The sequence below is a fragment of the Nostoc sp. DedSLP04 genome (assembly GCF_034530775.1).
In the GTDB taxonomy this organism is placed as follows: Bacteria; Cyanobacteriota; Cyanobacteriia; order Cyanobacteriales; family Nostocaceae; genus Nostoc.
In genome coordinates this window covers 124,255-147,958 of the sequence record NZ_JAVRCL010000010.1, presented here as the reverse complement: position 1 = coordinate 147,958, position 23,704 = coordinate 124,255, and the positions used below count along the sequence as shown (strand labels likewise).

At 41.8% G+C, this 23,704-nt stretch carries 13 protein-coding genes and 1 pseudogene; 7 read left to right on the top strand and 7 right to left on the bottom strand.

What is annotated here, in order from left to right:
• Nucleotides 1-8: 8 nt before the first annotated feature.
• The 3 genes from RMX89_RS08720 to RMX89_RS08710 form a co-directional block, all read right to left on the bottom strand.
• Nucleotides 9-1,115: an ABC transporter permease gene (locus tag RMX89_RS08720; protein ID WP_322688646.1), complete on the bottom strand. Its 1,107-nt coding sequence runs from the start codon at nt 1,113-1,115 to the stop codon at nt 9-11.
• Nucleotides 1,116-1,208: 93 nt separating this feature from the next.
• Nucleotides 1,209-3,245, bottom strand: coding sequence for an ATP-binding cassette domain-containing protein (locus RMX89_RS08715; RefSeq protein ID WP_322688645.1), 2,037 nt, complete (start codon nt 3,243-3,245; stop codon nt 1,209-1,211).
• Nucleotides 3,242-4,729: an HlyD family secretion protein gene (locus tag RMX89_RS08710; protein ID WP_322688644.1), complete on the bottom strand. Its 1,488-nt coding sequence runs from the start codon at nt 4,727-4,729 to the stop codon at nt 3,242-3,244. Before RMX89_RS08710 ends, RMX89_RS08715 begins: the two co-directional genes overlap by 4 nt.
• A 115-nt stretch (nt 4,730-4,844) precedes the next feature.
• Here RMX89_RS08710 and RMX89_RS08705 point away from each other — a divergent pair, with 115 nt between their 5' ends.
• Both RMX89_RS08705 and RMX89_RS08700 read left to right on the top strand, forming a co-directional pair.
• Nucleotides 4,845-5,486, top strand: a complete 642-nt coding sequence (locus RMX89_RS08705) for a TetR/AcrR family transcriptional regulator (protein WP_322673918.1) — start codon at nt 4,845-4,847, stop codon at nt 5,484-5,486.
• A 48-nt stretch (nt 5,487-5,534) separates the two neighbouring features.
• Nucleotides 5,535-6,875, top strand: a complete 1,341-nt coding sequence (locus RMX89_RS08700; protein WP_322688643.1) for a cytochrome P450 — start codon at nt 5,535-5,537, stop codon at nt 6,873-6,875.
• Between the two features lie 230 nt (nt 6,876-7,105).
• On the opposite strand, the gene RMX89_RS08695 is transcribed toward RMX89_RS08700, so the two are convergent.
• Nucleotides 7,106-7,489, bottom strand: coding sequence for a nuclear transport factor 2 family protein (locus RMX89_RS08695; RefSeq protein WP_322673920.1), 384 nt, complete (start codon nt 7,487-7,489; stop codon nt 7,106-7,108).
• A 465-nt stretch (nt 7,490-7,954) separates the two neighbouring features.
• Nucleotides 7,955-9,220 carry a bifunctional sterol desaturase/short chain dehydrogenase gene (locus RMX89_RS08690; RefSeq protein WP_322688642.1) on the bottom strand — a complete coding sequence of 422 codons (1,266 nt, stop codon included), beginning with the start codon at nt 9,218-9,220 and terminating at the stop codon, nt 7,955-7,957.
• 234 nt (nt 9,221-9,454) lie between these two features.
• Here RMX89_RS08690 and RMX89_RS08685 point away from each other — a divergent pair, with 234 nt between their 5' ends.
• Entirely contained in the window at nt 9,455-9,676 is a 222-nt protein-coding gene (locus RMX89_RS08685; protein ID WP_322688641.1) for a hypothetical protein, read from the top strand.
• A 53-nt stretch (nt 9,677-9,729) separates the two neighbouring features.
• Here RMX89_RS08685 and RMX89_RS08680 read toward each other — a convergent pair.
• Nucleotides 9,730-10,008, bottom strand: a pseudogene (locus RMX89_RS08680) (AMP-binding protein); the annotation flags it as partial.
• Between the two features lie 571 nt (nt 10,009-10,579).
• On the bottom strand, nt 10,580-10,771 hold the full coding sequence (locus RMX89_RS08675) for a hypothetical protein (RefSeq protein ID WP_322688640.1): 192 nt from the start codon (nt 10,769-10,771) through the stop codon (nt 10,580-10,582).
• A gap of 641 nt (nt 10,772-11,412) precedes the next feature.
• Between RMX89_RS08675 and RMX89_RS08670 the strand changes: the two genes are divergently transcribed.
• From RMX89_RS08670 to RMX89_RS08655, 4 genes are all read left to right on the top strand, one after another.
• Entirely contained in the window at nt 11,413-13,539 is a 2,127-nt protein-coding gene (locus tag RMX89_RS08670; RefSeq protein ID WP_322688639.1) for a patatin-like phospholipase family protein, read from the top strand.
• A 258-nt stretch (nt 13,540-13,797) separates the two neighbouring features.
• Nucleotides 13,798-14,193, top strand: a complete 396-nt coding sequence (locus RMX89_RS08665; protein WP_322673924.1) for a hypothetical protein — start codon at nt 13,798-13,800, stop codon at nt 14,191-14,193.
• Between the two features lie 266 nt (nt 14,194-14,459).
• Nucleotides 14,460-18,692, top strand: a complete 4,233-nt coding sequence (locus RMX89_RS08660; protein ID WP_322688638.1) for an SDR family NAD(P)-dependent oxidoreductase — start codon at nt 14,460-14,462, stop codon at nt 18,690-18,692.
• Nucleotides 18,693-23,642: a non-ribosomal peptide synthetase gene (locus RMX89_RS08655; protein ID WP_322688637.1), complete on the top strand. Its 4,950-nt coding sequence runs from the start codon at nt 18,693-18,695 to the stop codon at nt 23,640-23,642.
• The last annotated feature ends 62 nt before the right edge of the window (nt 23,643-23,704 follow it).

Sequence of the window (23,704 nt, the reverse complement as noted above, 5' to 3'; positions counted from 1 at the left end):
CAGAGAGATTAATTTGGTAATTGCATTCGGCTTAAAACTCGGCGTGATACGTTGAAAAATACTAATCCCAAAGCTGCAAGCATGAGTAAATCAAACCAAACTCCGCCAAATCCCGTACCACGCACGAAGGCATCACGAGTGATATCGATGTAATAACGCGCCGGAATTATGTTAGGTAGTAGTGATAAAGGGAAAGGAATATTATTGAGGGGATAAATAAAACCTGAAAGTAATAAGGATGTGATAAAACCTACGAGAGAAACGCCTTGTACAGCAGCATTTTGGTTACTACTACGGACTCCTAAAAGTAATCCAAAAAAAACGCTATCTGTCAGAAATAATAAAGTGCCAACTACTAATGTTATGGGGTTGCTAACTATACCGACTTGGAAAATAATTGAGCCTAATACCATAACTACTAATGTTTCAAGGATGGCAATTAATAAATATGCTAATCCTTTACCAAGTAAAAGTTCAGTGCCACTAATACTAGAAGCATAGACTTGTAAAATTGTCCCTTTTTCCTTTTCCCGTACCATTGCGATCGCAGAGAGCAATGAAGGAAAAATCCACAGTATAACTCCGTAAGTTCCTGGCACAATATACAGCGATTCTAATCTCCCAGGATTAAACCATAGACGCGTTCGTGCTGTAATGCTATTAGTAGCAGGTAGCAGTCCATGCTCTTGCATAAAAAAGTTCGTCACTCTTTGAATGTTATTTCTAATTACACGAGCATTATTAACATCAGTGGCATCGATCAATACTTGCACATTTGTACTTCTACTTGCTTGAATATCACGGCTAAATTCCGGCGGAATAATTACTGCGACTTTAGCAATTCCCTTATCTATAGCATCGCGTGTAGGATTGCCACCAGACCATTGTTTTGGCACAAATTGATTGGTGGCATACAATCTTTCAATATAGCTATTACTTAGGTTTGTGCGGTTGAAATCTTGCACAATTAAAGGAATATCTTTACTCTCTAATCTAATAGCAAATCCAAAAACTATTAAGGTAATGAATGGCAATAAAAATGCTAGTGCCAACGTCAGGCGATCGCGGCGAAATTGAGCTATTTCTTTTACACATTGAGCAAGAATTCGTTTCATATAGTTTCATATATATTAAATATTACTTTGGCTAAAATCATAGTGTTTTTAAACGCCAAGAAGTTTGAAGTAGAATTTTATTACAGAGTTTTTCTATTTTGGCGATTGCTGTACTATACCAATAAAGGCATCTTCTAATGAAAAAGGAATCGGACGTAAAGAATTGATGGTAATTTGATTAGCTTTTAAAAGTTGAGTGAGTTGATTTATTTCCTGTTCGGGACAATCGAGAACAACGTGTAAACTATCAGCGAAAATCGAGACGCGCCAAGACTCAAAGTGTTGTTTTAGTATTTGAGAAGCTACTTGGTTTTGATTAACAATAATTTCTATTAGTTGTCCCGGTTGCGAGGCTTTGACAGAACTGGGTGAACCTTCGGCGACGGTTTCTCCTGCAACCATAAAACTCATCCGGTTGCACTGTTCAGCTTCTTCTAGATAGTGCGTTGTCACTAATATGGCTGTACCGTTGCGGGCGAAGTCATTAATCAGCTTCCAAAACTGGCGACGCGCCAACGGATCTACCCCTGATGTTGGTTCGTCTAAAAATAAAATATCTGGTTCGTGCATCACGCAAGCACCGAAAGCAACTCGCTGTTTCCAACCACCTGGTAGCTGTCCTGTAATCATATTTGCTTGTCCTTCTAAGCCACAGGTAGCAATTACCCAATCAATTTTTTCCCGTCGAAGTTTGCGAGGTACGCCGTAAACTCCGCTATAAAATTCAAGATTTTGCAAAATAGTTAAATCGTCGTAAAGAGTGAATTTTTGACTCATGTAACCAATGCGTCGCCGTAAGTCTGCACTACGCAGATTTCCTGTCTCACCACCCAAAGAAATTTCACCACCGCTTGCTTCTAGTAATCCACACAGCATCTTAATGGTGGTAGTTTTGCCAGCACCATTAGCACCTAACAACCCAAAGATTTCCCCATAACGAACTTCGACGTTGACATCTTTAACAGCTTGGAACTTGCCAAAAACCCGGCTGAGATTGCGAGCATATATCGCTAGCGCTGAGTCCTGAGTGCTGAGTTCTGAGTCCTGAGTATTAAATACTCCCTCTGCTCCCCTGCCCCTCTGCCCCTCTGCCCCTCTACTCCCCTGCTCCCCTGCTCCCCTCTTCCGATAACGGGGAAACGGAAAAAATTGCGGCGCGGAACCTTGTTGTCGCAAGCGCGTGACAAAAACGTTTTCTAATGTGGGTTCGCCATGTTCGATACTGGGAGAAGGTAAGTGATGTTGTTGCAGTAGTTCGCAAACTTGGGTTTCACCAGAATTTATATCTTCAACGAGGACATCCAAGCGATCGCCAAAAGTTTGCACATCTACTATATTTGTCTGAGTAGCCTGGGAGAGTATTTCTTCTGTAGCTTCCAGGTTGGCTGTTCGCACTTCTAAGCGATGCAAGCCTAAGTTAGCCCGTAACTCTTTGGGTGTGCCAATTTCATGAATTTGCCCACTGTACATCAAAGCCACGCGGTGACAGCGTTCAGCTTCATCTAAATATGGTGTTGCAACTACAATTGTCATCCCCTCGGCTGATAATTCCCCCAGCACATCCCAAAACTCCCGCCGGGAAACTGGATCGACACCCGTGGTAGGTTCATCTAGTAACAATACTTCTGGTTGCGAAACCAAAGCACAACACAGCGCCAGTTTTTGTTTCATTCCACCAGAAAGTTGTCCCACTAAGCGATCGCCAAATCGCTCTAAATTCATTAATTTTAAATATTTATTGCGGCGTTCCCTTAATAAATCATCTGCGACTTGCCGCAACCCTGCTGCATAACGCAAGTTTTCATCAATACTCAAATCCAAATACAGCGAAAACTGTTGAGTAAGATAACCTGTAATTAATCGGGCATCTCGTGCAGGTTGATTAAATATTTGCACCTCCCCCGCCGTTGCTTCCATCACACCGCCCAAAATGTGAAATGTACTAGTTTTCCCCGCACCATCAGGGCCAATTAATCCAAACATTTCACCTTTGTAGACATTCAAATCAATTCCTCGCACAGCAGCTAAGTTTCCATAGTGCTTGTGCAAACCGCGAACTTCAATTGCTGTAGTTGGCAGATTAGATGATGAGGGTAAGTTTCGAGAGAAAGTAGTAATTTGCTGTTTCATTCCCTTCTACCTCCTGCCACCGCTTGCGGACTCGCTACCACTGCGCTATCCTGCCCCCCCTGCTCCCCTGCTCCCCTGCTCCCCTGCTCCTCTGCTCCCCTGCCCCCTGCCCCCTGCCCCCTGCCTCCTGCCTTCAAACTAATTTCGGCATCTGCTGGCATCCCCATTTTGGCGCAGGGTAAATCTGATTCCCTATAAGGTTTTTCGGGGTTAAAGCAACTATCAGGGTTTTGAACTTTGATCCGAATTCCTACTACTTGCCTGACTCGATCTTTTTGAAAGTAAATATTTTCTGGTGTAAATGAAGCTTGCGGATCGATGGCAATTACTTTACCCTCTAATGGTTTCTTTGGTGCAGAATCAATGAAAATTTTTGTTGTTTGTCCTAAACGCACTCTGCCAATATCGCCTTCGGGAATAAAACCTCTAAAATACACTGTTTTCGGGTCAACAATTGTCAAAATATTAGTCTGACTGCTAACTATTGCACCTGGTTCGACATTACGGGCTGTCACTACTCCATCTAAAGGACTAACTACATTTAAATCTTTTTTGGAGTCTGCAATCTGGGTGAGGATTTGCTGATTTGATGCTTGGGCATCTTTCACTTTGGCACGGGCAGAGTTGACTTTTGCCTGTGCAGATTTAAGTTCAGCATAACTTTGCTGCTGCTTTCTGATTAACGCTGTTAACTGGGCGTTGCGAATATCAGGATTGAAACCTGTAGTTTTAACTTGAGTTAACGCTCCTGATGTAGCTTGTAATTGCTGGCGTTCGGCATTAACTGCTGCAACTCGTGCTTCTAGGGTTGCGATTGCAGTATCTAAAGTAGTTTGGGCTTGATCGAATTGTTGTTGATTGACTGCCCCTTCTTTTACCAATTGGGCGTAGCGATCGCGGTTGATTTTTGCTAAATTAACTTCTGCTGCTGCCTGTTTAACTTGCGCTTGTGCTTGCACTAATGTGGCTCTGGCTGCTGCGACATTTGCTTGGGCCTGCTCAATTCTTCCTTGGGTATCCCCTTGAGACTGCCGTAAATTCAGTTTGGCTTCGTTAATTTGGCTGTTAATTTCTTGAATTTCTCTGGTGACTCGCTCTACATCTGAAACTGCTTGCTGTTCATCATATCTCGCAGATGTCACTCTCGCTTGACTACCAAGTAGTTGTTGTTGCAGCAATCGATCGTCTGTGTCGTCTAATTTAATTAACTCTTGCCCCTTTTTAACTGCTGCCCCTTCCCGCACGGCAATTGTCTCAATTCTTCCAGAACGCTTGATCCCAATCTCGGTTTCATAACCTTCAATCCGTCCGCTAACTTGCAGTACATTTGGTGATACTTGCGGTTGAGAGCGCCACACCGCGTAGCCAATGCCACCAGCCACCAGCAGCACCCCAATCGTTAAAAGGATCGGTTTCTTGCGGTTTTGCTGCTTCGATACTGCATCTTTGAAATTTTCCGGGGATGTTGGGATAGTCTGAGTCATGATATCACCCTGGATTGTGAAAAATATTTTGTAAATTGAAAATTCTGAATTCTGTGTCATATACTAGACTGTCTAGTATGATAAGACAAGACATAAGTCAAAAAGTTTACTTTTCATGTTTATAAACCCTACTTTTCAACTAGAAAATACTTTACCTGCGATCGCTCCCAAGCAGGAGCAAATCTTGCAAGGAGCTATACAGGTATTTTTGAAGGAGGGTTACGCTAGAACAAGTATGGATCGTGTTAGTGCGGCGGCTAGAGTATCTAAGCAAACAATATACAGTCACTTTCAAGATAAAGAAGGGCTGTTTAAAGCGTTGATAGAACGGTTGACCCTCGCTTGTTTTCAAAGTATTTTTTGTACAGAAAATTTACATGGCGAACCAGCGATTTTTTTGCGTCAAATTGCTAAAATTTATTTAACCGAAGTCGCTGATAATCCCGATTATTTGGCATTATTGCGTTTGATTATCACCGAGTCACAAAACTTTCCCGAACTAGCCAAACTTTATACTCAAACCGTTGTGCTACGCGGTCGGCAAATGCTGAGTCAGTATTTCGGATCTCATCCAGAATTAGGAATCACCGACCCAGAAGCAATGGCTCAGATTTTTTTTGGTTCTTTGGTATCGTACGTGATTTTACAAGAAATGTTGTATGGAAAAGAACTTACATCTTTATCACGCGATCGCTTGCTAGATAGCTTAATCAATGCAGTCATGAGCCAGTCCCTAAATATGGTTACTCAGGGATAATGGGTGTATTTGTTTGAGATTATCAAGTGGAATCACAGGTAAAATATTATGCTTAGTCAATTACCGAATTGCATTATTAGCCCTTCGTGGTGGCAACTGATCGGATGGATTGCCGATCCGATTGGATTTCAGCAAAAGTATAGTCAAGAGTATGGAGACATTTTTTCCATGCAACTGAGTGGACTCGGTTCTTATGTAATTATTAGCCGTCCCCAAGCCATTCAAGAAATTTTCAGTCAAGATTCTAAATTTGATATTGGTCGTGGTAATAAAATTGCAGAACCTTTGATTGGGCGAAATTCTCTCATGTTAATAGATGGTGCCCGCCATCGACGAGAACGAAAATTATTAATGCCCCCTTTTCATGGAGAAAGGCTACAGACTTATGCTCAACAAATCTGCTTAATTACCGAGCAAATCGCCAGTCAATGGCAAATCGGTCAACCTTTTGTGGCTCGTTCTGCCATGCAGAAAGTTAGTCTACAAGTAATTTTACAAATTGTCTTTGGTTTAAGTGAAGGGAAACGCTATCAACTAATTTTACCTCTACTTACTAGTTGGTTGGATATGACTGATTCTCCTTTGCGCTCCAGTATGCTATTTTTCCGATTCTTACAACAAGATTGGGGAAAATGGACTCCTTGGGGGCAGATGAAAAGTAGACAAAGCCATATTTATCAGCTACTTCAAGCAGAAATTGAAGAGAAAAGAACAAAGAACAATCACCAGGGTGATGTTTTGAGCTTGATGATGGCAGCGCGGGATGAAAATGGGCAAGCAATGACCGACGATGAATTAAAAGATGAATTGCTGACAATTTTATTTGCTGGACATGAAACTACTGCAACAACGCTAGCGTGGGCTTTCTATCAAATTCATCAAAATCCAGATATTCTCTTAAAATTGCAGCAGGAACTTGACAGCTTGGGAGAAAATCCAAACCCGATGGAAATTGCCCAACTTCCTTACTTAAGCGCAGTTTGCCAAGAAACCCTGCGGATGTATCCAGTCCTTCCAGGGCTTTTCCCACGCATTACCAAATCATCCATAAATATTGCCGGATATCAGTTTCCTCCTGATACAACTTTAATGCCAAGTATCTACCTCTTGCATTACCGGGAAGACTTATATCCTAATCCTCAACAATTTAATCCCGAACGTTTTTTAGAACGCCAGTATTCCCCTTGGGAGTTTATTCCTTTTGGTGGTGGAATTCGGCGCTGTTTAGGATATGCCTTGGCTCAGTTAGAAATTAAATTAGTCCTCGCAACAGTTTTATCCAATTATCAACTTACCTTAGTAGAAAATAAACCTATTAAACTGCAACGACGTGGATTTACCCTTGCTCCTAATGGTGGAGTTCGGATGATGGCTATTAAAAAACGATAAACTTGTTTGGGAGGAACTTGGGGTGCGAGTAGGATAAGAAAATAAAATCAAAAAAATTGGCAAAATTAAAATCACACTTCAATTAATTGGTACAGGTTTCTCCGTGGCTCACGCTTGGATTAAAAGCGGCTCATCAAATCCAAGGGCGTAACTTTCTGTACGGATGCTTACTTCACCCCGGATACAGAAGAAGGCCGCCCTAGAAATGCCTGTTTGCTCTTTGCGCATGGTTAGGTCTTTGTGGTGGACGATGGAAGTGGACAGACTTCCATAGCTTGAATCAAGCCGTGTTCAAAGGTGAATCGATGGCCCACGTGTTCATCGGCAAGAACTGCGTAAGCCTTGTCACGCACGACCTGATGCACATCGACCAAAATGCGCCCGCCCTCCTCCAAGTAAAAGGAAACCGGCTCGACGTGCGGATCGATCTCGCTCCATTGCTCCGTCCAGTAAGCGCGAACTTCTTCAGGCCCATGAACAAAACCGCCTTTAAACGCTCTCGGCCAAACCACGTCCGGAGTCATGAGGGCAAGGGCAGCGTCAATGTCTCGCGCGTTGAAAGCTGCGTAAACCGCACGGAGCAGTTCGATTTCTGGTGCTCTTTGATCTGACATAAGAGGTATGGTGAACCAGATGCAGTAAGGACTAATAATTTATTGTACAGAGTTTAGCTGAAGCTTTTTTTATCGACACTATCATGCCTGATGTCAGGTTTATTTAGAGGATTTCCCGTTTTTAATTCTTCTGTTGTAAAGAAAATTGTTTTATATATAGTCTCCACCTTTATATCTTTGAAGCAGTAGGTGTTCGATACCGATACGGCTAAGGCTCTCATCTAATCTCTGGTTGAAGACTTATCATTTAAAGGGCAGCTCTTGCTGGGGGAAAGAGATTTTTGGGATTTTTGCACAGATACGGTAATCATAAGTGATTAGCCAGACATGATATCACTTTCACTTTTGAGGGTTTGTAGTAAGCACTTTAGTGCTTAGAAAATAAGGAATAAAGTCCTTACTACAAACTTGCTTACTTCTCAATTTAAACTTGACAAACTACCTGAAAATCATTCTTTTTGACTATTATTTGTGTAAGTCCTGTTCACTTTTTGCTGTCCGGCTGAAGACTCGATAGTATAGTGACGTACTCGTTTCCTTTAAGGGAAACAGCAGATAGGTGAGAGGATTTATTGCCACAATAATATTTCGGAAGTCACGCCGTGCCAAAAATAAGATCGCACGAGCGACTTGCTGTGCAGACATCACTCCATAAGGATTTAGTTGACTCTTAAACGGGCCAAGAATTAACTTGCGAATTACACAATCCCCATCCAAACGCTTGAGCGTAACAATATCTCCTAGCGCTCTTTTGCTGAGTTCATAAAGCGGACTCAGTGCTGGAGAAACCTCAGCCTCAGAAGTGTTTACCCAAATTTCCTTGGTTGCTTTTGCTTGTGGCCCTGTTACAGTTGTCAAAAATATATCTATCAACCGCAATGCTGAAAAGGCATTCACTTCATAAGAGGAATTGATAGCCTCGGATGTGCGGCTGGCGTAGACATTGACTCCATGATTGATAATTAAAATATCTACTTTCTCTAAACTATCCTTCAGATTGGCTTCATTGCCCAACTGCCAGGAAACTACCTTTACCCCAACTTGCTCTACTAATTTTTCTGGATTAGTGGTTAATGCCACGACTTTAGCATTATTCTTGACAAGTTCAGCCGCCAACGCTTGCCCCAACGCTCCTGATGCTCCAGTTAAAGCGATGGTTTTACCTTTGAGAGATAGTCCTGTACCCAGAATTTTATCAACTAAGGGAAAGACGCCACTGTAGTAGGCGTTAACATCATCAAAATGATGTCGCCAATGGTAAGACCGATTCACCCACCAAATGGATGGAATTGTCTCTAAAGGGCCGGGTAGGTGGTTGTAATCTGTATCAATTTTTCCTAGAAAATATCGCACAGACGCACCATACAAAAAGGTACAAGCGTAAGCTACTCCTAGCCATAACCCCATTTGCTTACCAATTAAGGCAATGACTATCAATACCAGCAGCAGTAGACTCGACTCTAAAATGTCGTGATAAAGCTGCGATTCTTGATAAACTTTCAGAGAAACTATCGATAAATCGCGGCGATAAGCCATGTGGTGCTTGTTGTGCCATTTAGCAAGCCAATTGACTTGATGACACAAAGCATGATAGCTGTCTCTTAATATCTCAGCAAGTAAAAGTGAGAAGAGTGCCCAACTAGCAAACTGTAAGCTGACATTTAGCCAAACCCAATTAATTTGTAAGCTTGTCTCAATTCCTATCAAGTTTTCAGCTAGCATTTTTATCATGTTTGTCTATACTCGTTTTTGTTAATCATTCTTCACGATCTGATAAAGGTGCGTTCAGGTCGAGTTTAGAGCAAATTCAAATCAAAGGGAATGGGGGACAAGGAGAAATAAGCAATGCCCAATTACGAATTAGTTACAGCGTATTTAGGTAAATTCTGCCCCTGCACTTGCAGCCACATCTGCTAATGATAAATTAATAATTCTATCTCGTAGACAGTTTAGAAGCAGAAGGGTTTGAAGCGATCGCAGCCGGAAATGGTCTATTATCTTACCAAGCCCTCGACAGTAGAGGAATTGTTAGAAGCGATCGCTACCCGATTAGAAAAACAAGCAACCATGCGCCAGTGCTATATTGCTCAGTCCAAGCCAGTTCCAGAACTCCAAAGTACTGATGCAGACACATCAGCAAATTCCCAATCACTCTTGCCTACTTGTCCTCAACTTAAAGAGCAATAATTCAGACAAACTACTACTTGTGCTGGTAATGAGCGATTACGTTCTTCTGCTGATGTATTGGCGATCGCCTTACCAATAGATATTTTCTCGCTATTATGGCATTTTGCGTTCGCCTTCGGCGTGGCTTTGCCAATCGTGGCACAGACACTAGCTTCCGTCGGGCCGTAAGCGTTGAAGAAGTTTCTGCCAACACACCACTGCTTGATTAATTCAGCAGAACAAGACTCTCCGGCGACAATTATTGTTTGCAGTGCCGGGAATTCCTCCACGGGCATAACCGCTAACGCTGATGGTGGTAGTGTGATATGGGTAATGCAGCGATCGCGTAATCTAAAAGCTGACTATGATTATCTAACCGCATTAGCTTGTATAGCGATTCCCTGTTAAGTGAGGTACAGATAATATTTTGAAACGCAGAGGGACGCAAAGTAAAGCGCAGAGGTACGCAGAGATTTGTACCTCAACAGACTAGGAAATGCTATATATCCTTCTTAAAGTCCGCTCTTCAATAATTAATATTACCTAACTAAACTTTTGCTAAAAGTGGGTTGGCATTAGGTAACAACTAGCCATCAAAATCATTTCTCAACAATTTCAATTGTTTTTGTAGTCTCTACTTCCTAAAAAGTAATACTTAACCCCAAGCTAAGTCTATTGTAATCGGTAAATCTTTAATTTATTTAAGGAAAAATTGAACAAATTCAGTTTTGTTACTTTATAAATAGCTTTAACAATAGCTTCAAGTCCATATCCTGCTACAGCATCCCCTACAACCGTTATTAGACCAAGTAGCCCGATACCTCCTACGATACTAAACGGATTTCCCAATGGTGTAAGAATAGCTGCAACCGCAGCAGAATTACCCCTAATGTAACTGATGATTTTACTCTTTTTTGATAAAAACTAATCTATAGGACTCATATTTGATTGCATGAAAAAACTCAGTAGACCTCTAACTTTCTTCTCTCCTGTTCCCTGTTCCCTGTTAAGAGTTTCCTTTCTATCGCGCTTGCGCTGCGCTTCTCTACGAGAGGCTTCTCTACGAGAGGCTTCTCTACGAGAGGCTTCGCCAACGCTAATGCCAACGCGCACCACGCAAATAATTTCAGAAATAAAAACAGATTCCTATATCGTTGAAACAAACTTACTTTCTTTAAATTAACATACTGAAAATTTCACTTAAAAAATCATCTCATTTTTCTCAATAAAATGCAACAGCATTTCAAACAATTCGGTTAAGACAGTTAAGACAGTTAAGACAGTTAAGACAGTTAAGACAGTTAAGAAATTAATCGCCAACAAGTAATGTTGTTCGCAAAGATTTAAAGCATAATAATTTTATAAATTTAAGTAAATATTTAGATAAATATCTTGACTAAAAAATTCAGATAAACTATGTTTCTGATACAATGAACATAAATTTTGAATATTTGGGCAATAATTAAAATTTTTCAAAATTGTAATAAATGATAGTTTTGAATAAGTTATAAGTTTATAAAGGTTTAGTAATTTTGTTTAATACTTGTCAAGATTTGAATTGGAAAAATCTTAATGGTGAGTGAGATATGGCAACTAACAAAGAGCGCAGCCATACTGGTATAGTCAGTCGTAGAGAGTGCGACGATGGACGATGATAGGAATCCGAGTACACTCCATTAATTCAAGCGATCGCCATAAATTTTAATCGTCGCTAAGGACTTTCTTCAGTTCTACTCTTATTTGGAGATTAAAATATCGTGACAACCCAGGTATATAGCCAATCAGTTATAACATTTGATGGTCAAGATGATTATATAAATTTTGGCAGAAATGATATTGGTGGTGTTTTTGCTGAGGGGAGTTCAGCCTTTACAATTTCTGGATGGATTAATCCTCAAGAACTAAAAAATCAAGCCACTACATACGGAACGCACAATGTTTTTTTTGCCCGTTCCTCAGACCGATATAGTGATAACTTTGAGTTTGGCATCAATGAATCAGGAAACTTAGATATATATATTGATGAAAAGGCTGAGAAGGTTATCAAAACCTTTGGCAATGGAGAATTAACTGTCGGACAATGGCACTTCTTTGCTATTGTTTTTAATCGGGGTCAACTGACTATACACCTTGACGAGCATGAGTATTTTGGCTATTTGACAGGTGACTCTTTAAACAAAGCAACTAGTCCTGTGACTCTGGGCGCGACTTTACACAACAACATATATTTCACAGGTCAATTAGCTAATATTAGCGTCTGGAATTACCCCTGTCCGCCAGTGGAAATCCAAACACACCGCATTAAGCCTCTAGTCGGGAAGGAACAAGGATTAGTCGCTTATTGGATTTTAAACGAAGGAGAAGGAACGACCGTAAAAGACCAGACTGAAAATACTCATAATGGAACTTTGCATGGTAATCCCAGTTGGGGTTTAGCACAAATTCCATTCGGAATTACCCAATCATCGAACCAGAGTCCAACAACAAGCAATTCCCCAGAAGAGAACCAGTCAGTTGCAGAGGTTTCCTCCACTGAACTAACTGCTGTTGGCAAAGCTGACTCGCAGCAATCCATTGAGGTTTCCCCAGATGTAGAAAACGACATTCTTGTAACTCCCGTTTCTGTAGCCTCGACTACAGGAAAGGGAAAAAAAGGGGCAAAGAAGCAGAGTGAAAATACCAACATTCAAACTTCCCAGCCAAAGCAAGAGGAGAAAGTCGAAATAGCTAAAGCAACTGAAAGTCAAGTTCTGGCCGATATCCAACAGCCCAAAAAACCACAAAAATTAACTCAGGAGCGATCGCAAAAAACTATGATTACTACAGCCAATCCTAGATATAAAATTCTTTCCATTGATGGAGGCGGTATTCGAGGCATTATCCCAGCGCTAATATTAGCAGAAATTGAAAAGCGCACAAAAAAACCGATTTTTAGTTTATTCGACTTAATTGCAGGCACTTCAACCGGAGGAATTCTGGCACTAGGATTGACTAAACCCCAATTAAGTTTAGATCCATCTATATCTGAAAGTGAGCCACAAGCTCAGTACAGTGCCGAACAGATGGTCAAATTATATGTCGAATATGGGGCTGAGATATTTTACGAGCCATTTTTTGAACATTTGCTCGGCCCTCTTGAAGATATGTTTGCTCAACCCAAATATGCGTCTGACGGCAGAGAAGAAATTATCAACCAATATTTTGGTAATACCCCTCTAGAAAATAATCTTAAAGAAGTTTTCGTCACTAGCTACGATATCGAACAGCGAATTCCGATATTCTTTACCAACCAAATCGAAAAACAACAGATAGAATCTAAAAAATTTCGGAAGGTGAGTGTCGGTTTTACGCTCAAAGATGCGGCAATGGCAACTAGTGCGACACCTACTTATTTTCCTCCCTATCGAGTTGCGACTTCCCATAATCCTAGTGGCTTCTATAATTTAGTAGACGGAGGATTGGTTGCTAATAATCCAGCAAGCTTGGCGATTACAGAAGCGAAAATCAGTAGACAAGCTCAAAAAGCAGTGCTACATACCAACGATATCTTATTAGTTTCCTTGGGTACAGGTTCCCTGACGAGTGTTTACAAGTATAACGATGTGAAAAATTGGGGACAATTGCAATGGGTAAAACCTCTTTTAAACATTGTTATGGACGGTGGTAGTGAAGTTGTAGCTGGAGAATTAGAACACTTATTTGAGTCTCCTGACAAGGAAATCAGAGGCTCTTATTATAGATTTCAAACATTTTTAACAGGTGATTTAGAAGACATAGATAATGTCAAATCAGAAAATATTCGTCAGTTACAAACTATAGCTCATCGACTGATTACAGAAAAAAGTAAACAAATCGATGAGTTATGTAGTATTTTGTTAGCCTAAAAAAGAGACAGGGGAGCAGGGGAGCAGGGAGATGAGGAGACAAGGAGATAAACAAAACTCTTAACTCCTAACTCAGCACGGGCTAAACCTTAGCTTTTTGCTAACAGCACTCAGCACTCCTCACTCAGCACTCAGTTTTGAAAAAGTAAAAATTAGTCACCATCTCGATTAAGTACTAAGCTAGCAAGTAAGGGTGAATAAATTCTATTACCCTTAATCAAGATTTAACCAAGAATGTAAGGATTTGAGGTAATTCCAATGGATGAAGTCGTTAAAAAAATCGCTGCTTTGGGTCTTCCTGGCATACTTCTGGTAATTGCAATTTCTGCAACAGGTTTGGCGGGTGGTTACGGCGTTGTAGCTGCCCTGGCGGGGTTGGGAGGCCCGTTTGGCATCATCGGCGGTCTAGGTGTGCTTGGTTTGACAACGCTTGTAGGGGAGGCTATCGCGGGATTTGGAATTGAAGCAGTTCTCAAGAATATTTATGCAGAACGTCGCAAAACCGAATCTGTGAGATATCTCCTCAAAGAAATTAAAGATTTACCCATTACAGAGGATCTAAAACTCAAACTAAAAAATGAACTTAACCCAACAATCACTGATAATTTTGAAGAGGTTCAGCCACCAAAGACAATTGAAATCGTCGAGGAATAATTTTCCTGTTACATTTGTTGAGACTGCCAACAAAATGTTACTAAATTAAGTGCGATCGCGCTTAATTTCTCTCAAATAATAAAATGGCCTCTGAGTCCGATTTATACCGGATTAAACACTCAAAGGCCATTATTCAAAATTATGCAATGCCGCATGAAAGTATATTTAAATAGGAACAGATTAAAACCTAAAAACTTGTTCTGCACTAATTCATTCAATTTATAGTTTTTAACCACCACTTATATACAGTATGGGTTGATAATCAAATGAATTTTTCAGAAAAAAAAAGTTTAGATTTGGAGAAAATACAGCAACTTAAAACTGATTTTGAATTAGTTTTATTGGAGAAAACTTCAATAAACGAATGTACAGTAATTGTCAAGAAAATATCTCCGCTAGAAGTCATACTATATATTGTTTCAAGCTCAAATATTTTGCTAAAACAAATTCGCTTTTATCTTCAAGATATATGCGATGAAGCATTACTACCAAGAGCTTTTGTATCAGTGTCCAATCTACCTTTAACTGCCGCAGGCGAGGTAGACGAATTAGCTTTGAGTAACATTCCTGTTATTGATGAAAGTTTAATAGAGCAAGTAGAAAAGCAACTTAATTCTCATTATCAAATCGAACAGGCAGTGGTAGTAGTGCAGGAGTTGAGAAAGCAAATTCCCTCACTCCATTTGTCAGATTTGCTCCCAGATTGGCAAAACAAAAATGCGATCGCAAACTTTTCTCCAATCCTCAAAGACTCTCAGCCCAATACACAACAACATTTCACACAGCCGAAGCCACTTGCCATCAGCCACGGTGATATTCTCTCGAACGATCGCAATGCACCTATTACCTTGCCGGAAGTTTTGCAAAGAGCTGCTCAAAAGGTTACAGGTGAGGGTATTATTTACCTGTTGCCCGATGGCACAGAACTACGCCAATCCTACGCTGAATTACTGGAAGTTGCCGAGCGAATTCTTGCTGGTTTGAGAAAGTTGGGACTCAAGCCAAAAAACAAAGTCATATTGCAGATGGAACTTAGCTGTGACATTATTCCAGCTTTTTGGGGCTGCATATTGGGAGGCTTTGTACCTGCGATCGTGGAAGTACCACCAACTTATAGAGAATCAAACAAGGTGGTGGATAAGCTTTGTCATATTTGGCAGTTCTTAGATAGTCCAGTCATCTTAACTACAGAAGCTCTCAAACAAGAGGTAGAATTACTATCGCAATGGCTACCAGCAGAACGCCTAAAAATAGACACGATTGAAGCATTAAAAGACAATCCTGCCAGCAAACAATATCACCAGAGTCAACCAGATGAAGTGGCTCTTTTCAATCTAACTTCTGGCAGTACAGGAATCCCAAAATGCGTTCAATTGACTCATCAAAATCTCATTGCTCGTGCCAGAGGAGCTAACCAACTCAATCAACACCAGCGAGAAGATATAGTTTTAAATTGGCTGCCGTTCGATCATATTGGCAGCATTTCCGACTGGCATATTCGTGGTATAGAAATCGGTTGCACCCTCGTTTATGCCCAAAAAGAATATATCTTAGGTCGCCTCCTCAACTGGTTGGATTTGATCCATAAATATCGGATTACTCATAGCTGGGCCCCCAACTTTGCTTATGCCATAGTTAATGACTCTCTCAAACAAGAACCAGAACAGAACTGGAACTTATCTTGCGTAAAATTTCTCCTAACAGCTGGCGAAGCAGTATCTAGTAAAGCTGTGGAAGATTTTCGAGAAAATTTAGTTGTTTATGGACTCGAAGCAACAGCAATTAGACCAGCTTTTGGGATGGCAGAGATGGGTTCGGGAATTACATATTATCAGCCCAAAAAAGAATCACCTTTGTTATTCCATAGGATAGATAAATCTATCTTAGAAGGTACTATTAAACGAGTAGAAATAGACCATCCAAATCATCATACTTTTACTGATTTAGGTTCAGTTATTCCTGGGGTTAAAATTCGCATAGTAGACGAGCAAAACTCTGTATTAACAGAAGACACTATCGGTCGTTTGCAAGTTAAAGGTGATGCAGTTTCTCCGGGATATTACAACAACTACGATGCAAACAGTCAATCATTTTTAAAAGATGGCTGGTTTGATACTGGAGATTTAGGATTCATTGCCAACGGACAATTAGTTGTTACTGGTCGCGCCAAAGAAACTATCATTATCAATGGAGCTAACTACTACAGTCATGAAATTGAAGCAGTAGTTGAAGAAATTGCAGAAATTGAAGTTTCCTACACAGCCGCTTGTGCAGTCTGCGATGCTGATGATGCAACAGAGAAACTGGCTATCTTCTTCAGTTCGCCTGTTACGGAAGACCAAAAACTATTAGAACTGCTAAATAAAATTCGGCAGACAGTCGTCAGTAAAGTAGGGTTAAATCCTGATTATTTAATTTTATTACCTAAAGAAGATATTCCTAAAACCGTCATTGGTAAAATTCAGCGATCGCAACTTCGCGATCGCTTCGGTGCAGGTGAGTTTAACCACATTATCAAACAAGTTGATATATTACTAAATAATACTAATACTATTCCTGATTGGTTCTATCAAAAAGTCTGGCGGCGGAAGCAAGCCAAACTTATAAAAGCTTTACCCCAAGGTTGTCTAACTATAGTCTTCCTCGACGAGTTAGGATTGGGGACATTTGTTTGTCAGCAGCTAGAACAGCAAAACCTGCCATATCTGTGTGTTTCACCCGGCTCTGATTTTGCTAAAAAAGATTCCAATCACTTCTTTTTAAATCCTGGAAATGCAGACCATTATCAGCTTTTGCTTGACACAATCAAGGCAGAGAAACAGACCATTGGTCAGATTCTCCATCTGTGGAATTATCAAGAGTATGGCGGAGAAATCAAAAGCCTAGCAGCTCTGGAAAAAGCGCAAGAACAGGGAATTTACAGTTTGTTATTTCTTGTCCAAGCCCTAGCAAAAACTCAAAGTTTCCTAGATTTACAGTTATTGTTTGTTTCTAGCTACACCCAATCTACGCAAGTAACAGACAAGATTGCTTATGAAAAATCTCCAGTTCTCGGTGTAATTAAAACTATTCCCCAAGAAATACCTTGGTTAAATTGTCGTCACATAGATTTGACACCAAATTCAGTACAAGTAGATGGTAACTATCTTCTACAAGAACTCCAGATTTTCTCAAAAGACCAAGAAATAGCTTATCGCAATGGACAACGTTTAATTGCAGGTTTAGAAAAAGTTAATCTGCAAGACAAACCAAAGCAAGAACTTACTTTGAAAATGGGGGGAATGTATCTCATAAGTGGTGGGCTTGGAGGCGTTGCAGTTGAAATTGCTAAATATCTAATTAAGTTTTTTAATGCCAAATTATTATTAGTAGGTCGGACTCGTTTACCAAATGTCTCATTAGAAAAAGTCAAAGTTTATCAGGAATTAAAGCAGCTTGGTTCCGTGGTTTATGAAGCAGTCGATATCTGCGACTTTCAAGCAGTGCAACAAGTGGTGGAAAAAGCCAAGGCTAACTGGGGATGTCAACTGGATGGCGTGATTCATCTGGCGGGAACTTATCACGAACAAATGCTAGTGAATGAAACACCACAGAGTTTAGCTGCAATTCTGCAACCCAAAGTGTTAGGCACTTGGGTACTACATCAGGTACTTAAGAAGCAAGGACAGGGGATTTTCATTAGCTTTTCGTCTTTAGCAAGTTTCTTTGGTGGAGCGACAATTTCTGCTTATGCTGCTGCTAACAACTTTTTGGAAAGCTTTAATCAATATCAACGTTCTGTTAGCAGGTTGCACAGCTATTGCTTTGCTTGGACAAATTGGCGTGATACAGGGATTAACAAGGGTTATCAGAGGCAAGAAATCACCCGCGCTCAAGGCTATTATGAGATGAGTTTGCAACAAGGATTATATTCCTTTTTGGCTGGTTTATATCACAACCAAGCACAGCTAATAGTCGGTTTAGATGGCAGCAATCCCAAAATTCGGCGTTTCACCTCTGAGTTTCCAGGGCTACAGAAATTAACTGCCTATTTCACTACGAGTAACGGTTCTACCGTACCAGAGTTATCAGATTTGACGGTGCGCGATCGCTTCACAACAACCGTTAACTGTGACTTCGTGCAACTATCCCAAATGCCTCTCACCGCTAATGGTGAAATCAATCGAGATTTATTGGCTAGGGGTATGACTCAAAGAGCGATCGCTCCCCGAAACGAGACAGAACGGCAAATAGCTCAAAACTGGCAAGAAGTATTAGGCATACCTCAAATTGGCATTCATGATAACTTCTTTCAATTAGGAGGAAATTCCTTGCTAGCCTTCCAAGTCATTTCTCGGTTGCGTGAGACTTTTTCTGTTGAGTTGTCGCCCAATCGTTTTTTTGCATCCCCAACTGTAGCTGGTTTGGGAGAAAGTCTTGAGGCGCTACAAACTGTCGTCAGCAAGTGGAATGTAGCTATTGATGACGCAGAGGAAGAATATGAGGGAGGCGTATTATAAATGACAACAATAGAATTTGTCTCTTATTTAAATAGTTTAGGCATCAAAATTTGGTTGGAAGGCGATCGCTTAAACTATCGCGCTCCCAAGGGAGTGATGAACCCAGACCTGAAAAACCAATTGCTAGAACGCAAATCAGAAATCCTGGCTTTTATACAAGAAGCCAAGAATGCCACAGACTCCTCCTTTGCACCAATACTGCCTATAGAGCGTTCTACAGAGTTGCCCTTATCCTTTGCCCAGCAGAGGATGTGGTTTCTCTATCAATTAGAGAGCCAAAGCCCATTTTATAACGAGGGTTTCCAGCTGCGCGTTCAAGGTGTACTCAACGTAGAAGTTCTTCAGCAGAGTATCAACGAAATCATTCGCCGCCACGATATTTTACGGACAACATTTCCAGCAGTAGATGGAAAACCCGTGCAGGTAATTTCTCCTAGCTTGCTGATTGCTATGCCAGTGCTGGACTTGCAAGGTTTAGAAGAATCAGAAGTACAACAGATTGTCACAAAAGAAGCTCGGCAACCTTTTGATTTGGATAATGGCCCTTTGTTGCGAGTCACTTTACTGCGACTGGGGTCAGAGTCGAATGTGCTGGTGTTGATTATGCACCATATAATCACGGATGGCTGGTCAATGGGGATATTCATCAAAGAGTTGTCCAGCCTCTACCGAGCTTTTACTCTTGATTCTCCTTTACTCCTCCCTGAGTTGCCCATCCAGTATGCTGATTTTGCAGTTTGGCAGCGACAATGGTTAACCGAAGAAATTCAAAAACAGCAACTTAACTACTGGAAGCAACAATTAGCTGGTGCTACACCCTTATTAGAACTACCCACAGACAAACCACGTCCCGCCGTTCAGACTTTCTGTGGTGCTACCCAGGAATTTCAAATTGACCAAAATTTGAGCCAGCAAATCAAAACCTTCAGCCAACAGTCAGGAGCTACCCTCTTTCATACCCTACTGGCGGCTTTCGTAGTTTTAATGTTTCGTTACAGTGGTCAAGATGATATCTGCATTGGTAGCCCTATTGCCAACCGCAACCGCACAGAGATAGAAACATTGATGGGCTTTTTTGTCAATACATTGGTACTGCGTCACAAAATCGAGGGAAATCCGAGTTTCGGTGAGTTTCTCTCTCAAGTGCGACAAGTTGCAACGTCTGCTTACACTCATCAAGATGTCCCCTTTGAACAAGTAGTAGAAGCCTTGCAACCAGAACGTTCTCTCAGCTACAATCCCCTATTCCAAGTGGTGTTTGTCTTAGAGAATTTCTTGTTGGATACATTAGAATTGCCTGATGTTACCCTGACTCCTCAATTTATAGAACGTGGAACATCTCAGTTTGATTTGACCTTGGCAGTTTGGGACACAAAAGAGGGGCTGATCGGTTCGTGGGAATATAACAGCGACCTCTTTGAGCCAGATACCATTGCGAGGATGACAAGTCATTTCCAGACTTTGTTAGCAGGGATTATTGCTAATCCGAATCAAACCATTGGTGAATTACCACTGCTGATTCAGCAGGAGCGACATCAGTTACTAGTGGTGTGGAATGATACTTATACGCCTTATCCTGACAGCAAATGCATCCATCAGTTGTTTGAAGAACAGGTGGAAAAAACACCAAATGCTGTGGCTGTGGTCTATGAGGATGAGTCTCTGACATACCAGCAATTGAACCTCCGCGCCAATCAATTAGCGCACTATCTGCAATCTTTAGGTGTTGGTGCAGAAGTATTGGTAGGAATTTGTGTTGAGCGTTCTCCCCTAATGCTGGTAGGATTGCTGGGCATTCTCAAGGCTGGTGGGGCTTATGTACCGCTTGACCCAGCGTATCCTCAAGAGCGGTTGGCGTTTATGCTAGAAGATGCCCAAGTTAAAGTGCTGTTGACCCAGAAAAGCTTGGTCGCAATGCTACCGTCACATCAAGCGCAGGTGATTTGTCTGGATAGCGACACAGCAATCTTCAGCACCAGTGTAGAGAATTTACTCCATACAGTAACAACTGACAATCTGGCTTATGTGATTTACACTTCCGGTTCCACTGGTAAACCCAAAGGAGTGCAAATTGAACATCGAGGATTGTTAAATCTCGTCTTTTGGCATCAACAAGCTTTTGCAGTGTCGCCGCTTGACCGAGCAACACAAATTGCGGGAGTCGCATTTGACGCTTGTAGTTGGGAAATCTGGCCTTATCTGACGGCGGGAGCTAGCATTCACTTTCCCAATGATGAAACCCGGCTTTACCCCGAGCAACTACGAGACTGGTTGTTGTCAAAGGCAATAACCATTAGTTTCCTCCCGACACCAATGGCCGAGAAAATTTTATCATTAAATTGGCCGGCGAATGCTGCTTTGCGGACTTTGCTCACAGGTGGGGATCAATTGCATCAGTATCCTTTAGATTCCCATCCCTTTAAGGTGGTGAATAATTACGGGCCAACAGAGAATACTGTAGTCACAACATCTGGTACTGTTCCGAAAAGACAACAAGACTATATACCACCTGCGATTGGGCGGGCGATCGCTAATACCCAAATTTATATACTCGATTCCCTGTTACAGCCTGTACCCATTGGTGTGACTGGAGAATTGTACATCGGTGGTGAGAGCTTGGCACGAGGCTACCTCCACCGTCCCGACCTGACATCAGAACGCTTCATTCGTAACCCTTTCCAGAGAGGCAGGGGAGCAGGGGAGCAGGGAGCAGGGGAGCAGGGGAGCAGGGAGCAGGGAGCAGGGAGTAGGAGGACAATTCAGCACTCAGCACTTTTATATAAAACAGGCGATTTGGTTCGCTACCAAGCCGATGGCAATATAGAATTCTTGGGTCGCATTGATAGCCAAGTTAAAATTCGTGGCTTTCGCATTGAACTTTCCGAAATTGAGGCGGCTTTGACTCAACACCCACAGGTACGCGATGCTGTTGTGCTTGCAAGAGAAGATAAACCCAGTATTAAGAGTTTGGCAGCATATATCATCCCAGAACTGATACAGCCGAACAGTAATGAGTTACGTCAGTTTCTCAAGTCCAAGCTCCCCAGTTACATGATACCTACATCCTTCACAGTTCTAGAAGTTCTGCCGATTACCCCCAACGGCAAAGTAGATCGTCGTGCATTACCAGTACCAGAGTTCGAGTTCGATGAATCAACTGGCTTTGTCTCTCCCCACACCCACACTCAAGAAGTCTTGGCAAAGATTTGGCGGGAGGTTTTAGTTCTAAAAAAAGTCGGTATCCACGACAATTTCTTTGAATTGGGCGGAGATTCTATCATTAGTATGCAAATTATTGCTAAAGCTAATCAAGCCGGACTAAAACTTACTCCCAAACAAATATTTCAACATCAAACAATTGCTGAATTAGCTGCTGTTGCTGGTACAATTAATTCGGTTCAATCAGAACAAGGTTTAGTTACAGGGGTTGTCCCTCTAACACCGATTCAGCACTGGTTCTTTGAGCAAAATCTGCCAGAACCTCATCACTTTAACCAATCCTTCCTGCTAGAAGTTCCCGCAAATTTGCAACCGGAGTTATTAAAGCAGGCACTACAAAAGTTACTGTACCATCACGATGCTCTACGCCTGCGGTTTGTGCAGCAGGAGGGGCAATGGCAGCAGTACAACAGTGATGCGAGCGATGGCGTATCGTTGGGTATTGCAGATTTGTCCTATCTGCCCCAAGCAGAACAGTTAAGGACAATTGAAGCCAGGGCAGAGGAAGAACAAAGGACGCTGAACTTAGCAGATGGGCCGCTGATGCGGGTCGTTCTGTTTCACTTAGGCAATTCCCCCGGACGTTTACTCATTATCATCCATCACCTGGCTGTAGATGGAATCTCGTGGCGAATTTTGCTAGAAAATTTATCTGGAGCATACAAACAATTAGAAACTGGCAAAAGTATCCAACTACCTGCAAAAACAACTTCCTTCAAGGATTGGGCAATGCGATTGCAGGATTATGCCCGCAGTCAACAACTCTACTCACAGTTAGATTACTGGCTGGACTCAATCCAGTTCCCAATTGCTCCTTTACCGTTGGATTATACTGCTGTTGCCCAAGATAATACTGTAGCTTCCAGTCGGATTGTATCTGTATACCTGAATGTAGAACAGACTCGCACTCTATTACAGGATGTCCCCGGAGCCTACAATACTCAAATTAACGATGTGCTGCTGACAGCGTTGGTGCAGACTTTCGCTCGTTGGACAGGTTCTCACTGCCTTCTGATTGACTTAGAAGGTCACGGACGAGAGGACTTGTTTGAGGATGTGGACTTGTCTCGTACTGTAGGCTGGTTTACTACTATATTCCCCGTGCTGTTAAAACTGGAGGATCGTTTCGATCCCGGAGAGGTTCTCAAGTCGGTAAAAGAGCAACTGCGACGTATTCCCAACCGAGGTATTGATTATGGCATCTGGCGCTATCTTAGCCTGGATGAGAGCGATCGCAGTGAAAAAGCTCTTGAGCAGGGAGCGGGGAGCAGGGGGGCAGGGGAGCAGGGGAGGCAGTGCGGTCTTGGGGGTTTCCCCCAGGAGCAACTGCCGTCGAGCAGGGGAGAAAAACTACCTATACAAGTCCTACCTCAAGCTGAGGTGAGCTTTAACTACTTGGGTCAATTCGACCAAACGCAGCTAGCAACCCTTGGGTGGAAATACGCCCAAGAGTCTAGCGGTTCCATTCACAGCCCCAAAGGACAGCGCCGCCATTTGTTAACTGTAAATGGATTAGTCGTTGAAGGAAGGCTGAAACTGGAATGGCAATATAGCGAACATTTCCATAGCCGGGTCACTGTAGAAAATCTAGCTAATGAGTATACAGAAGCCTTAGAAACTATTATTGCCCACTGTTTATCCCCAGAGGCCGGTGGCTATACTCCTTCAGATTTCCCGGAAGTTGAGTTTAGCCAAGAAGCTTTGGACGAACTGCTAGCAGAAATTAATTAAATAAAGTAGTTCATACTATAAACCCGGTTTCTGTTTTAACAAAGTTTTCTGCAAATAAACTA

What these genes read in the sequence shown, in the direction of transcription:
- RMX89_RS08695 (WP_322673920.1), bottom strand. Translation starts at nt 7,489, where the DNA reads ATGTCAGATCAAAGAGCACCAGAAATCGAACTGCTCCGTGCGGTTTAC.
- RMX89_RS08720 (WP_322688646.1), bottom strand. Translation starts at nt 1,115, where the DNA reads ATGAAACGAATTCTTGCTCAATGTGTAAAAGAAATAGCTCAATTTCGC.
- RMX89_RS08710 (WP_322688644.1), bottom strand. Translation starts at nt 4,729, where the DNA reads ATGACTCAGACTATCCCAACATCCCCGGAAAATTTCAAAGATGCAGTA.
- RMX89_RS08655 (WP_322688637.1), top strand. Translation starts at nt 18,693, where the DNA reads ATGACAACAATAGAATTTGTCTCTTATTTAAATAGTTTAGGCATCAAA.
- RMX89_RS08705 (WP_322673918.1), top strand. Translation starts at nt 4,845, where the DNA reads ATGTTTATAAACCCTACTTTTCAACTAGAAAATACTTTACCTGCGATC.
- RMX89_RS08660 (WP_322688638.1), top strand. Translation starts at nt 14,460, where the DNA reads ATGAATTTTTCAGAAAAAAAAAGTTTAGATTTGGAGAAAATACAGCAA.
- RMX89_RS08690 (WP_322688642.1), bottom strand. Translation starts at nt 9,220, where the DNA reads ATGATAAAAATGCTAGCTGAAAACTTGATAGGAATTGAGACAAGCTTA.
- RMX89_RS08715 (WP_322688645.1), bottom strand. Translation starts at nt 3,245, where the DNA reads ATGAAACAGCAAATTACTACTTTCTCTCGAAACTTACCCTCATCATCT.
- RMX89_RS08665 (WP_322673924.1), top strand. Translation starts at nt 13,798, where the DNA reads ATGGATGAAGTCGTTAAAAAAATCGCTGCTTTGGGTCTTCCTGGCATA.
- RMX89_RS08700 (WP_322688643.1), top strand. Translation starts at nt 5,535, where the DNA reads ATGCTTAGTCAATTACCGAATTGCATTATTAGCCCTTCGTGGTGGCAA.